Here is a 12,008-nt window from a genome sequence, read left to right as displayed (position 1 = left end):
ATGTGTCAACGGTGGGACAAGGCGACGGATGGTATACAGATTAGCGCACTTGTGATGGCGAGGACCTTTTGATTCTCCTGTCTGTAGATGACGGTGGGGAGCAATATCGGGTTAGCGGCGTGGGTCGTCAAAGGGTTTGAGGCCGCTGTGAAGGAGTGCCTTGGCGAGGAGGACGCCGACTATGCCTCCGGTGATGGTGGCGGGGACCCAAAGGGGGACAAAGAACCAAAACGGTTCGCGAGCGAGGTTCATGCCGGGGAAAATAAAGAGATACTTCATGGGCAGGTAGCTTAGCAGTGCCCCGATAATCCCAGTGCCGACGACTTCGCCGGCGGCTGCGGCGAGGAGGGCGCGGCTTTTTTTATAGCACACCGCGGCGAGGACGGCCCCGATTACCGCGCCGGTATAGGCGGTAAAGGGACGGCCGAGGAACAGACACCGCACTGTGGCGGAGATCATGGCTTGGGCGAAGTTGTACGTCGGTCCCAGGAAGACGGCGCCCACCACGTTGGTGGCGTGTTGAAAGGGGACAAAGTTGGTGATAAAAGCCACGCTTGAGACGGCGATGTTGATGGCGGCAAAGAGGGCGGCAAGGATCATGGAACGGTGTTTATTCATGGTGAGCTCCTTTTAAAAACAGTGATTTCAAACGGGTGCTGGTGGCCTCGGGATCATCGGACAGCAGAATGCCTGTCGCCACGGCGTAACCCTCCATAGGCAGACCTTTCAACTGTGGCGCCGTCGTTTCGTTGATACCGCCGATGCCGACCAGGGGAATGGTGACGGCATCGTGGATGGCGCGCAGGGTATCAAAGGTGGTGTGGATCGGTGCACTGTGGGTGATCGTTGTAAAGAGCGCTCCCACGCCGAGGTAATCCGCCCCTTGACGTTGTGCGTCGAGAGCTGCATCGACGGTCTTTGCCGTGGCGCCGATAATGGCGTCGGGGCCTAATAGCTTACGGGCGGCCGCAACAGGCAGATCCTTTTGACCCAGGTGGACGCCGTCCGCACCGACAGCCATGGCTACATCCACACGGTCATCAATGAGAAGCGGTACGTCGTAGCGGCGGCAGAGGGTAAGAAGTGCCTTGGCCACGGCTGTGATGTCCCGTGTGTCCGAGGATTTGTCGCGAAGCTGCACCAAACTTACCCCGCCTTGAAGTGCAGCTTCCACGGCAGAGAGAAGATCGCCTTGAAAGAGACGGTTGTCGGTGATTAAGTACAACGTCGGGTCAAAGGAGGCTCGCGTTTTCGGAGCGTGAGGTTGCGTATAGCGGGACAGTCCGTTAAACAGTTCACGGTGAAAATCTCCCATGCCGCAAGAGCGGCTTTCGGCGTAGGCACCGGCGGCGTTCATCAGATCCACTATCTCCACAGCCGACGACGTCGAGACACTTGCACTCATCGCCGCACACAAGAGACCGCTTAAGATGCATCCGGTGCCGGTGAGATCAGGCATCATGGCAGAACCGCCTGTCCGTGAGAGCGTGTCTTTCCCGTCGGCAATGTAGTCGGTGGGGCCGGAGAGAACGACAATGGTGTGAAAGGTTGTGGACGCACGGTGTGCCAAGGTTTTTAAATCACAGGAGAGCTTGTCGCTGTCCACACCTTTTGTGTTCGTCGTGCCCAGAACCAGAGCGGCAAGTTCCGAGGCGTTGCCGTGAAGCAGCGTCACGCCCATGGCGAGTAGCTCTTTGGCACAGGTGGTGCGAAAGACGGTGCTCCCGGCGCCGACAGCGTCTAATGTGACCGGCACGCCGTGTTCGTGGGCGAGAGTCACGGCACGGCGCATCAGCCGGTAGCGCTTACGGGTAATGCCGGCAAGATTGATATACAGACCTTTTGCCACAGCGAGAATCTCCGAGAGATCCTCCTCGGCTTCCCCCATAAAAGGCGACGCGCCGATGGCGAGAAGGGCGTTGGCCACATCGTTGGATGTGACCGTCCCGGTGAAACAGTGTATGAGCGGACGAGTGTTTCGAATACAGTCCAGGGTTGTCATAGCTTATGAAAAACCTCCAAAAAAAACTCCCTATAAGGGAGTCCAGACATCAAGATATAGTGGCTTCCTTCTACGGTATTAACCGCCAGGTTCTAAGGGTCAGGTTTTAACCTTCTCAACTTTACAGTCCCCCTGCACCTTTAGTGTACCACAAGACTTTTTACATAACAATGCACATCCGTCGTCGCTTTGATATAATAAAGACTATGTTTAAGATTTTTTATGACAACGACTATTACACGTTCATAGAAGCTTTGGAGATAGGACATGACGAGTATCTCATCCTCGCACAAAACGGCGGCAAGTACCTCTTTATTAAAAGTTCCGATATTGTAGAATTTGCCGATTTTAAAGCCCTCTTCAAAAAGTGCGGTTTCGGCTTGGAGGATACGCCGGTACAGCCTGAGCTTTTGCGCTACGGCAATGCTGAGGAAATGTGGCATTATCGTCTGGACGAGTTGGACTTTATGGAACTCTTCGAGTTGTATGTCGAGATGTTTGCCATTGATGACAGTTCGACGGCCGCCATTCTCGAGCGCCTTGGGAGTGTCATGGGTCAAAAGCTTCGCCGAATGAAAGACGAGGGACTGGATGAGATACCGTTCAGTCTGGCGCATTTGGAGGATGTACTCCCTCGCCTGACACCCCTGTATTCCGATGCGGTCAACTACATTCTGGACGAGTTTAAAATCGTGGCCGCCGTGCGTGCCTATCTCAAATTGGATCTCTACGACCTGTACATGGAACATGCCAAGCTAAAACCGGTGGCAAGAGGTTACAGCAGATCCCACCCTCTGCTTCAGATGGGTGTGAGTCTTAAAGCTGTGCGGGAGCGCATTGAGCCGGCGGTGGGTTACATCAAGGCACTCAAGCTGCAAGTGCTCCTTGCGGAAGTCTTTGGCGTGGCGACGACGTATCGTTACCTGAATCCCTTTACCCTTGAGAAGGACGTTGAAGCGTTTGTCTATCGCTACGACCCTGATGCGGCCATGAGCTTTGACCACAGCTTTTTTGAGAAGCTCGGCATCGACACCATGAACACACTGGGCGAGCTGGTGGGGTTGGACAGCTGTCGCTATGATATGCTGAGCGACATTATTTTTGATGTGGTGGATCCTATTTTGTGCCAAACACCGGTGGATGAGGACACCTTTGCCACAGCACAGATGCTCTACGGGGATATTGATTTTATTCGCCATCTCTTGGAGCTGCTTCGCTAGTGGTTGGCGAGGGCGCCGTATAAAAATATATTTACAAAAACCGTAAGATATGGTAGACTTACTAAGTAATTTGGACAGCTAGACTTAAGGGCTCAATAGGGGCTCTTTTTTATAGGAGGTGTTTTATGGCTGACAGAGTGGTTTTAGAGTGCACCGTTTGTAAACAACGCAATTACGTCACTTACAAAAACAAAAAGAATACCACAGAACGACTGGAACTGAAGAAGTATTGTAAGTTCTGCAAAGAACATACACCGCATAAGGAAACGAAATAACTTTTTAAGGAGGCAACATGGCTAAGCAAGAGGCGACCGCCAAACCGAAAAGTCCGGCTAAAGTCGACGACAACAAAAGCCTTGGTCGCTATTTCCGAGGCGTAAAATCCGAATTCAAAAAAGTTATTTGGCCAACAAAAAAAGAGATTATCAACTACTCGTTGATCGTTATCGTAGCCATCATTGCGTTTGCGTTACTGTTGACAGTATTTGATAAAATCGTCATCTTCATTTTGAACCTGATCATAGGTTAAGGGTGAGATTGTGGATTTAGGACATAAGGATCAAGACAATCTGAAAGAGGACGTCAAAGAAACCGGAGAAGCTTATCATCGTGAAGATGAGGCTAAGTGGTATGTCATTCACACCTATTCCGGACACGAAAACAAAGTTAAGGTTAACATGGAAGCTATGGTCCAAAATAGAAATATGCAGGACTATATCTTCGACATCCAGGTACCTCTGGAAGAGTACGTGGAAGACAAGGACGGCAAGCGTAAGATCAAAGAGCGCAAGATGTTTCCATCTTACGTGCTGGTGAAAATGATCATGAACGACGAGTCCTGGTACTTGGTGCGCAATACCCAAGGCGTCACCGGGTTCGTTGGGCCGGGATCGAAACCCGTACCCCTTCTGGATGAAGAAGTTCGCCTCTTAGGCGTCACTGACGACAAAGAGCTTTTCGGCAGCTTTGAACTGGGCGAAGAAGTCCGCGTCATTAACGGACCGTTTAACGATTTTGTTGGCAAGATCGACTCCTTTAATTATGACAAAGGCAAAGTGAAAGTTTCTATCTCCATGTTTGGTCGAGATACTCTGGTCGAATTGGATTTCAATCAAATTATTAAGAAGTAACAAGGTAGTGGGAGGGGCTAACCCGATGACCACAAGGAGGAATACACATGGCAAAAAAAGTAATCGCACTTGTAAAATTACAAATTCCTGCCGGTAAGGCAACGCCGGCTCCACCGGTAGGTACCGCACTCGGACCTCACGGTGTTAACATTATGCAGTTCACGAAGGAATTCAATGCTAAGACCCAAGATCAAGCCGGTCTTATCATTCCTGTCGTACTGACTGTATACCAAGATCGCTCTTTCACCTTCATCACCAAAACACCACCGGCAGCCGTACTCATTAAAAAAGCTATTAATCTTAAGTCCGGCAGTGGTGAACCGAACAAAAACAAAGTGGGCAAGATTACTCAAGCGCAAGTTCGTGAAATCGCAGAACTCAAGCTTCCTGATCTCAACGCAGCCAACGTAGAATCGGCAATGCGTATGATCGCAGGAACTGCTCGCAGTATGGGTGTTGAAGTTATAGACTAGTGGGAGGAATTATCCGCTGGAACCACAAGGAGGAATTATGCCAAAACGAGGAAAAAAATATTTAGAAAGTGCTAAACTGGTAGATAAAAGCACACTTTATGATGTAAAAGAAGCCATGGAGCTTGTTACCAAGACATCTGTCACCAAATTTGATTCGACGGTTGAGCTCGCAGTACGCCTTGGCGTTGACCCACGTCATGCCGATCAACAAGTTCGCGGAACCACCGTACTTCCACACGGAACCGGTAAATCCGTTCGCGTGCTCGTCCTTGCTAAAGGGGACAAGATCAAAGAAGCTGAAGCAGCCGGTGCAGACTATGCCGGTGGCGAAGAATACGTTGAAAAGATCCAAAACGAAAACTGGTTTGACTTTGACGTACTCATCGCAACACCTGACATGATGGGTGTGGTCGGTAAAATCGGTCGTGTGCTCGGACCTAAAGGCCTCATGCCAAACCCTAAATCCGGTACCGTTACTTTTGAAGTCGGCAAAGCTGTTGAAGAAACCAAAGCCGGTAAAGTCGAATACCGCGTTGATAAAGCAGCCATTATCAACGTACCGATCGGCAAAGTCTCCTTCGGGCCAGAAAAGCTTGAAGAAAACTTCAGAAGTCTGATGAACGCCATTATCAAAGCAAAACCGGCAGCTGCAAAAGGTCGTTACCTGAAATCAGTTACCGTGGCCACCACCATGGGTCCCGGAGTACGTGTGAACGGCTCTAAAATTGTAGATTAACACCAACTATAAAAAAAGAAGCGGATGTCCGCTTCTTTTTTTTAGGTTCTATATAATCTGTTGTGAGAATAACTATTTTTTAGTTAATTTTTAGGTAAATTACTCAGTTTACTTTATCCTCATAAAGGGTAGTACATACACGAATAGCAGTATCTGGACGATGGCAATAAGAAAAGGGGAATACCGTGAGGGAAAAATTACTAATTTTTACAGCGCTACTATTATTGAAGACCAATTCAATGTATGCTGTAAGCAGTCATCAGGGAAGTAGTCATCAGGAAACAACCAATACACCTATGACCTATGAGGCTATCTGCAGGGTATCTCAAGGACCGGTTGGAAAAATTGTATTTGAAGGACCGGTAGAGGTTACAGAACCGGTGGAACCACAACTTGAAGCCCTTTATCAAAAAGCTAAAGCTGAGGGCACCATAACGAGGACCGGTGGCCCCGAAGCTATCTTTTATACGGACAAAAAAGATGAAGACGTCGATCATTCTTTACGCTCCCTGCAAAGTATGGGTTTTGTAAGTGTTAAGGATGTAGAGTGGTATGGAGATTATGTAAGGTTGACTATAGTAGCAGGCGGTAGTAATACATTATCTGCCCCTAAGAGTATGTCAGGAACGATAGGAATTTTTAAAACCGACGGAGTCACGTCATTGAGTTCTACAAACTTTTATGGAAGCTCCGGTACCTTTGACGTAGGACCCCGCCTTCAAAAAGATATGTGGGTTGGCAACGCCGATGCTGTAACCATTAAGCTCATAAATGTTCAAGGGTATACATGGGGTGGCGAAGGTTTTTCGGTGCCAGTGAGTGCCAAGACGGTCTACCGATAAGACACATGGAGATAGTCAGACGTCGGTGAGTCGGATGAATCTCGCATAAGGCGCAGTGGTTACACCACAATATGAGTTACAGCGATCGATTAAAAATAGATAAGCACAACGGAATAACTATACTGTGACGCGGTCTTGAGCTGCGTCGTTTTTATGCCCATGAAAAAAGAGAGGTCATGCCTCTCTTTTTTATACGCCGGTATTGGTGAACGCAGCCATACCGCGTAAAGGATACGTGCCGGTATCATCGGTGAGGGTGCCCTCAAGTCCCACGAATGCGACATTCTCAGCCACGTCTAAGGAAGTCTCCATGGATTGTACGGCTTCGCCGGATGCATCTGATTCCGTTTGCAGTGCTACGGTATTCAGCACTTGATTTTCGCTGTCATAAAAAGTGAGAGTTGCTTGGGTTGTCATAGCACGAGGTGTGCCGGCTACTACGCGGTAGGTTATCACCGCGGTGTTATCATGCATCACGGTGACCTTGGCCTCTGCTGCATCCCCGTCGACAGGTACCGACGAGGCATCGTCCTCACCGCCGATTACCCCAATACTCGCCGCTTCCTCCGGTGAGGTGGTTATGCGTCCGGCAACGATCGTCGCTTCAGCCAGGGCTTTTGGGCGTGTGGCAAACCATACTCCGCCGATGAAAACGAGGGCGACAACCAGGATGAGAAATTTTTTTAGCGTTGAATTCATAGAGCCTCCTTAGTAGCGCTGTGCGGATGTGGTATAGCAAACGTCATCACAGCACGCCATAGATCGCATAAATGCTTTTATATCAGTTATATCAAAGGTTATCGCACTTAGTATAACAGATCGGGGGGCAATATCAAGAAATCATACAAATATTTTACATTTATTTTGCGAGATGAGCCTTCTACACCACGACTATGACAGTGAATTATAATAGTTACTGCCTGTGAGATGTAATGACGATGACGACGAGCCTGCTGATCCGGTGCCGGAAGAAAGATATCGATAGCGGTCATAGTGGGAGGAGCTTTATCGTGAGCACACCCATCGATGGAGCGGTGGCCGCCGAATCGCGGGCAGAAAAAATAAAAATATACTTGACAAGGGCATTCACTTTAGGTAGAATACTTAATGTTAATTGACCGCAGACAGTAGGGGGCCAAGCCATAAGATTCCTACCGAGGTAAGATACGAACTCTTAATCTCATCCTGTCTGCGATGGGATTTTTTATATTGGAGGTGAAATAGTGAAAGAAGAAAAGCTCAATGCCAAAGTCCAACTCATTGACGAGATCAAAGAGAAGATTCAAGGTGCACAGTCTATCGTACTGATGAACTACAGAGGTTTGAACGTGGAAGAAGTGACTGAACTTCGTAAAAATTTCCGTGAAGCTAATGTAGATTACAAAGTCTATAAGAACACCATGATGCGCCGTGCTTTCGAAGAACTTGGACACGATGATATGTCTGAATTCCTTAAAGGACCGTCATCCATCGCATTTTCACTAGAAGATCCGGTTTCAGCAGCTAAGGTTGCCGCTGAATTCGCAAAAAGCCATGAATTGCTTGAAATCAAATCCGGCGTTGTCGACGGCAAATTGATTTCCACAGAAGAAGTTATTGGACTCTCTAAACTGCCTTCCAAAGAAGTGCTTATCGCTCAACTCCTTGGCGGCTTGAACAGCCCTATCCAAGGTCTTGCCAACGTACTCACAGGCAACATGCGCGGCCTCGCCGTGGTTCTCGATGCTATTCGTGAAAAGAGAGAAAAAGAAGAAGCAACTGCTTAATTACATTTAAAAACGAGACATAGGAGGATATCATGTCAGAAAAAGTAACCGCTCTTATTGAAGAAATTAAAGGTTTAACCGTACTTGAACTTTCAGAAGTTGTTAAGGCTCTTGAAGAAGAATTTGGTGTATCCGCAGCAGCTCCTGCAGCTGTTGTAGCAGCTCCTGTAGCAGGCGGCGCAGCTCCTGCAGCAGAAGAAGAAAAAACTGAATTTGACGTTGTGCTTAAAGACGCAGGTCAAGAAAAAGTTAAGGTTATCAAAGTTGTTAAAGATGCAACCGGTCTTGGTCTTAAAGATGCAAAAGCTATCGTTGACGAAGCTCCTAAAGCTGTCAAAGAAGGCGTTGCTAAAGAAGAAGCTGAAGCACTTAAAGCTAAACTTGAAGAAGTCGGCGCAACTGTTGAACTTGCATAAGCTGATGATGGAAAGCGGCCCTCAGGGGTCGCTTTTTTATGTGCCGCCAAATACAACATATAGATTATTTTACATAAGGCATTAGTTGCATTTTAGATGGAAAAGGAGTAGACTCACCATGGATAGCAAAGTGCATGACAATTGATGTCTTCTGAGGAGGATATTTAATATGGAAGATTTAATTGAACGAGTGCTGAGTCTGGATAAGAAGACGACGGAGCTGGTTCAAAAGAGTGAGGCGGAGCTGGAGTCCGCCAAAGGCGACATTCAAGAGATACTCAACAATTTTGAGTTCACCAGCCATGAAAAGGCGAAGCAGGCGGCCATGGAGGCGTACAACACCATCTTGGAAAACGCCCGCGATGAAGTTCGCCGCATCGTCCGCGACAATGAAGCGCGGCTCAACCACGTAGAATCCATTTACATGAGCCATAAAGATGAACTGTTGGATCAGGCGATTGATCTGTTGGAGCTCAAATGAATTATGCAGCTCTAAATACGAAGATCAGCGCTATCTATGCGAAAACTATAAAGACAGATATTGCTCTGGAGATGTTGGAAAAATCAAAGCGTACTGAAGCTATTGACGTACTCAACACCCGTTTGGGGCTAACCTTGGACAAAAACGCCGAACTCTACGACGTCAACCTCGTCTTGGAATCGGCTTTTTTTAATAAGTTGAAAAGTCTTTTGCACTATATGTCCGGGGCGGATCGCAAGTTCTACGAACTGATTCTGGAACGTTACACCATTCGGGATATCAAACGTGTGCTTCGTACCATCGTCCACGCTCACGATCCGGAGGGGCTGAAGGAAACGCTCTTGGGGCTGGATCCGGACAAGGTGCCGACTAAGGATGAATTTACCGTGGAGGCTTTTATCAAAAAGCTGCAAGGTACGGTGTATGCAAGGCCACTTATTGTCTATAAGGACATGGGACAGGACGAAATGCTCTTCTACATGGAAATGACCTTGGACAAGATCTATTATGACAGTCTCCACCGTGCGTTTGACGATTTGAGTACGAAGAGTGTGCGCTACGCCAAAGATTTGATTGAACAGCATATCGATCTTTTAAATCTCAAGTACATGATTCGTGCAAAGCGCACCTACCATGTGATTCCTGAGGCGCTGATCAACTTTCTGTTGGAGGGAGGGACGCTCTCCTATAAGAAATTGAAAGCTATGGCACTCTTGGATCAGGAAACTTTTGAAGAGAAACTGAAACAATCCCGGCACGCACATCTATTGGAGGGGCGTGTTGAAAATATTGATATTAAACTCGCAAGAGAACTGTATGCCAACTGTCAGACGGTCTATGGCAAGAGCGGGTTCGACATGGGTAAACTGATAAGTTTGACCCTGCTTTTTGAACTCACGGCCCGAGACATTTCCACAGTGCTGCAAGGTCAATCCTTGGGGTTCTTTAGCGGTAGAATTAGGGAACTGATTGCAATTCCTATAAAGGAAGGTGAAGTATGGCAGTAGAAAAAATGGTCATGCTTAGTATTGTAGGACGTCTGGAGCATCTCGACGAGATTGTGCTGGACGTTTTGAAGAGCGAATCCATCGATCTGGTGGATGCCATGACAGAGCTCTCGATAAATAATGCCATTTATCAGCTGGATCCGAACAATGTGGACATGGTTGTCGATTTAAATAATCTTGGTCCCTTTCCTCAAGACCTGGATATGAAAAAGCGAGCCGACCGGGCACAGAAGTTGGTGGCGTATTTCAATATTGAAGATTTGGATCTGGAGGGCAGAGACAACGGCTACACTATGGCGGACTTTGACAAGCTCTACAACGAGACCAAAGCCCTTCGTGATGAAGTAGAAGCCATTGCCGAAGCGCACAAGCGCAATGAAAGCATTGCTGAAAATTTGAAGTTGTTTAATAACGTAGATGTGGACCTCACGGAACTGCGGGAAATGAACTATTTTACCGCACGGTTCGGACGGTTGGAAAAGTCTGCACGCCTGCGGTTAAAAGAAAACTACGACCACATTCTGGCTCTGATTTTTCACACAGGGACGTATAAAGACGAAGAAGTATATCTCGCCGTATATCCCAACGAAGTGCATGAGGAAATCGATCGGATTTTAAATTCGCTCCACTGGATTGACGTGCCGGTGTTGGATCATGCAGAGGGGACGGCAAAGAGCACCTTTGAGCGTCTGCAAGTGGAGGATAAGGCCCTCACAGAGCGACTGATGGCTATTGACAGAGAAAAACAGGATATCTACAACAATCGACGGGAGGAAATTCGTGGGATTCTTGCCAAGGTACTCACCTATGGACGCCTGGAAGAAGTCAAGGGCAAGATGGCGCGCGCCAAGAAGTATTTCCTTCTCTCGGGATGGGCGAGCGAATCGGACTATAAAGCGATGAAAGCTCGGGCGCAGCAGGATGACAAGGTGTTTATCACCGCCTCCGACGATGTGGATGACCAGCTGTTTACACCGCCGACAAAATTGAAAAACAACGCCTTCTTTCGGCCGTTTGAAATGTTGGTGCGGATGTACGGCGTGCCCCACTACACGGAAATTGACCCCACCGTTTTTCTCGGCATCACCTACATGGTACTCTTCGGTGCCATGTTCGGAGACTTGGGTCAAGGCGCCGTGTTCTTCCTGGTGGGCTTGCTTCTTGGAAAGAAGTACCATTCCGATTTCGGGCCGCTTTTGACCCGTCTCGGTGCAAGCTCTATGATTTTTGGTCTGCTCTACGGTTCGGTCTTTGGCAGTGAACAGCTTATCCCGGCACTGTGGATTCGTCCTTTCAACAACATCAACCAAGTCTTGATCTTCGCCATTGCCTTCGGGGTCTTCCTTTTGGTGATGGCTTATGCGCTGAATTTTATCAATGCGTATAGGAACAGGAATTTGGCGGAAGGTCTCTTTGGCGAACACGGACTCTTAGGATTTGTCGTGTTTGTGATGCTGATCTTAATACTTTTGGATGCTGTCGGATACTTGAGTGTGATACCTCGCGGCGTGGCTGTAGGCGTTATTGTGCTCGCCGTCGTGGTGATGATTTTCAAAAAGCCGCTCCTTGCACGGATAACGCATACGCCTCCGGTCTATCATGAAGGTAAAGCCGGCTACTTTATTGAAAGCTCTTTTTCCATTATTGAGCTTTTGATCTCAACACTTTCGGGGATTGTGTCGTTCATTCGGGTCGGTGCGTTTGCCATCAACCACGTGGGGCTCTTTATGGCCTTTCACACCATGGCGGAGATGGCGGATCATGATGTTGCCAATGTAGCCATTTTAGTTTTGGGCAATCTTTTAATCATTGGTCTGGAAGGGCTTATCGTATTTATTCAAGGCCTGCGTCTGGAATACTACGAACTCTTCAGCCGCTACTACAAAGGCAGCGGTGTGGAATTTGAATCGGATAAATTGTCATATAAATAGGAGG

Annotated in this window: 15 protein-coding genes, 1 riboswitch and 1 other annotated feature; of the genes, 12 read left to right on the top strand and 3 right to left on the bottom strand. The window is 48.0% G+C overall.

The annotated features are described in order from the left end of the window. Positions 1 to 111: 111 nt before the first annotated feature. Positions 112 to 618 (bottom strand): energy coupling factor transporter S component ThiW, encoded by a 507-nt coding sequence (gene thiW, locus O6R05_RS07195; protein ID WP_271191312.1) that lies wholly within the window; start codon positions 616 to 618, stop codon positions 112 to 114. Then, the gene (gene thiM, locus O6R05_RS07190) at positions 611 to 2,002 is read right to left on the bottom strand and encodes a hydroxyethylthiazole kinase (RefSeq protein WP_271191311.1); all 1,392 of its coding nucleotides are present in this window, start codon (positions 2,000 to 2,002) and stop codon (positions 611 to 613) included. Before thiM ends, thiW begins: the two co-directional genes overlap by 8 nt. Positions 2,003 to 2,048: 46 nt before the next feature. Further along, a riboswitch (TPP riboswitch) is annotated at positions 2,049 to 2,146 on the bottom strand. 62 nt (positions 2,147 to 2,208) lie between these two features. Between thiM and O6R05_RS07185 the strand changes: the two genes are divergently transcribed. From O6R05_RS07185 to O6R05_RS07155, 7 genes are all read left to right on the top strand, one after another. Then, entirely contained in the window at positions 2,209 to 3,222 is a 1,014-nt protein-coding gene (locus O6R05_RS07185; RefSeq protein WP_271191310.1) for a hypothetical protein, read from the top strand. Between the two features lie 125 nt (positions 3,223 to 3,347). Then, on the top strand, positions 3,348 to 3,497 hold the full coding sequence (gene rpmG, locus O6R05_RS07180; protein ID WP_271191309.1) for a 50S ribosomal protein L33: 150 nt from the start codon (positions 3,348 to 3,350) through the stop codon (positions 3,495 to 3,497). 17 nt (positions 3,498 to 3,514) lie between these two features. Further along, positions 3,515 to 3,751, top strand: a complete 237-nt coding sequence (gene secE, locus O6R05_RS07175; protein WP_271191308.1) for a preprotein translocase subunit SecE — start codon at positions 3,515 to 3,517, stop codon at positions 3,749 to 3,751. 40 nt (positions 3,752 to 3,791) lie between these two features. After that, on the top strand, positions 3,792 to 4,352 hold the full coding sequence (gene nusG, locus O6R05_RS07170) for a transcription termination/antitermination protein NusG (RefSeq protein WP_271192307.1): 561 nt from the start codon (positions 3,792 to 3,794) through the stop codon (positions 4,350 to 4,352). 47 nt (positions 4,353 to 4,399) lie between these two features. Continuing rightward, entirely contained in the window at positions 4,400 to 4,825 is a 426-nt protein-coding gene (gene rplK, locus O6R05_RS07165) for a 50S ribosomal protein L11 (RefSeq protein ID WP_271191307.1), read from the top strand. Positions 4,826 to 4,862: 37 nt separating this feature from the next. Further along, the gene (gene rplA / locus O6R05_RS07160; RefSeq protein ID WP_271191306.1) at positions 4,863 to 5,561 is read left to right on the top strand and encodes a 50S ribosomal protein L1; all 699 of its coding nucleotides are present in this window, start codon (positions 4,863 to 4,865) and stop codon (positions 5,559 to 5,561) included. 185 nt (positions 5,562 to 5,746) lie between these two features. Then, positions 5,747 to 6,403 carry a hypothetical protein gene (locus tag O6R05_RS07155; protein ID WP_271191305.1) on the top strand — a complete coding sequence of 219 codons (657 nt, stop codon included), beginning with the start codon at positions 5,747 to 5,749 and terminating at the stop codon, positions 6,401 to 6,403. A gap of 189 nt (positions 6,404 to 6,592) precedes the next feature. Here O6R05_RS07155 and O6R05_RS07150 read toward each other — a convergent pair whose 3' ends face one another. Further along, complete coding sequence (locus tag O6R05_RS07150; protein WP_271191304.1) at positions 6,593 to 7,102, bottom strand: hypothetical protein; 510 nt, start codon at positions 7,100 to 7,102, stop codon at positions 6,593 to 6,595. A gap of 401 nt (positions 7,103 to 7,503) precedes the next feature. Next, positions 7,504 to 7,619 (top strand) — a sequence feature (ribosomal protein L10 leader region). 7 nt (positions 7,620 to 7,626) lie between these two features. Here O6R05_RS07150 and rplJ point away from each other — a divergent pair. From rplJ to O6R05_RS07125, 5 genes are all read left to right on the top strand, one after another. Next, entirely contained in the window at positions 7,627 to 8,169 is a 543-nt protein-coding gene (gene rplJ / locus O6R05_RS07145; protein ID WP_271191303.1) for a 50S ribosomal protein L10, read from the top strand. A 32-nt stretch (positions 8,170 to 8,201) separates the two neighbouring features. Continuing rightward, a complete protein-coding gene (gene rplL, locus O6R05_RS07140) occupies positions 8,202 to 8,585 on the top strand; it encodes a 50S ribosomal protein L7/L12 (protein WP_271191302.1) in 384 nt (127 codons plus the stop codon). Positions 8,586 to 8,754: 169 nt separating this feature from the next. Further along, positions 8,755 to 9,066 carry a hypothetical protein gene (locus O6R05_RS07135; protein WP_271191301.1) on the top strand — a complete coding sequence of 104 codons (312 nt, stop codon included), beginning with the start codon at positions 8,755 to 8,757 and terminating at the stop codon, positions 9,064 to 9,066. After that, positions 9,063 to 10,073: a V-type ATPase subunit gene (locus O6R05_RS07130; protein WP_271191300.1), complete on the top strand. Its 1,011-nt coding sequence runs from the start codon at positions 9,063 to 9,065 to the stop codon at positions 10,071 to 10,073. The genes O6R05_RS07135 and O6R05_RS07130 overlap by 4 nt, the downstream gene beginning before the upstream one ends. Further along, the gene (locus O6R05_RS07125; protein WP_271191299.1) at positions 10,064 to 12,004 is read left to right on the top strand and encodes a V-type ATP synthase subunit I; all 1,941 of its coding nucleotides are present in this window, start codon (positions 10,064 to 10,066) and stop codon (positions 12,002 to 12,004) included. The genes O6R05_RS07130 and O6R05_RS07125 overlap by 10 nt, the downstream gene beginning before the upstream one ends. Positions 12,005 to 12,008: the final 4 nt, after the last annotated feature.

It is taken from the genome of Peptoniphilus equinus (assembly GCF_027921445.1).
Lineage (GTDB): Bacteria > Bacillota > Clostridia > Tissierellales > Peptoniphilaceae > Peptoniphilus > Peptoniphilus equinus.
The sequence above is the reverse complement of the archived record's forward strand: the minus strand, read 5'-3'. Positions and strand labels throughout refer to the sequence as shown.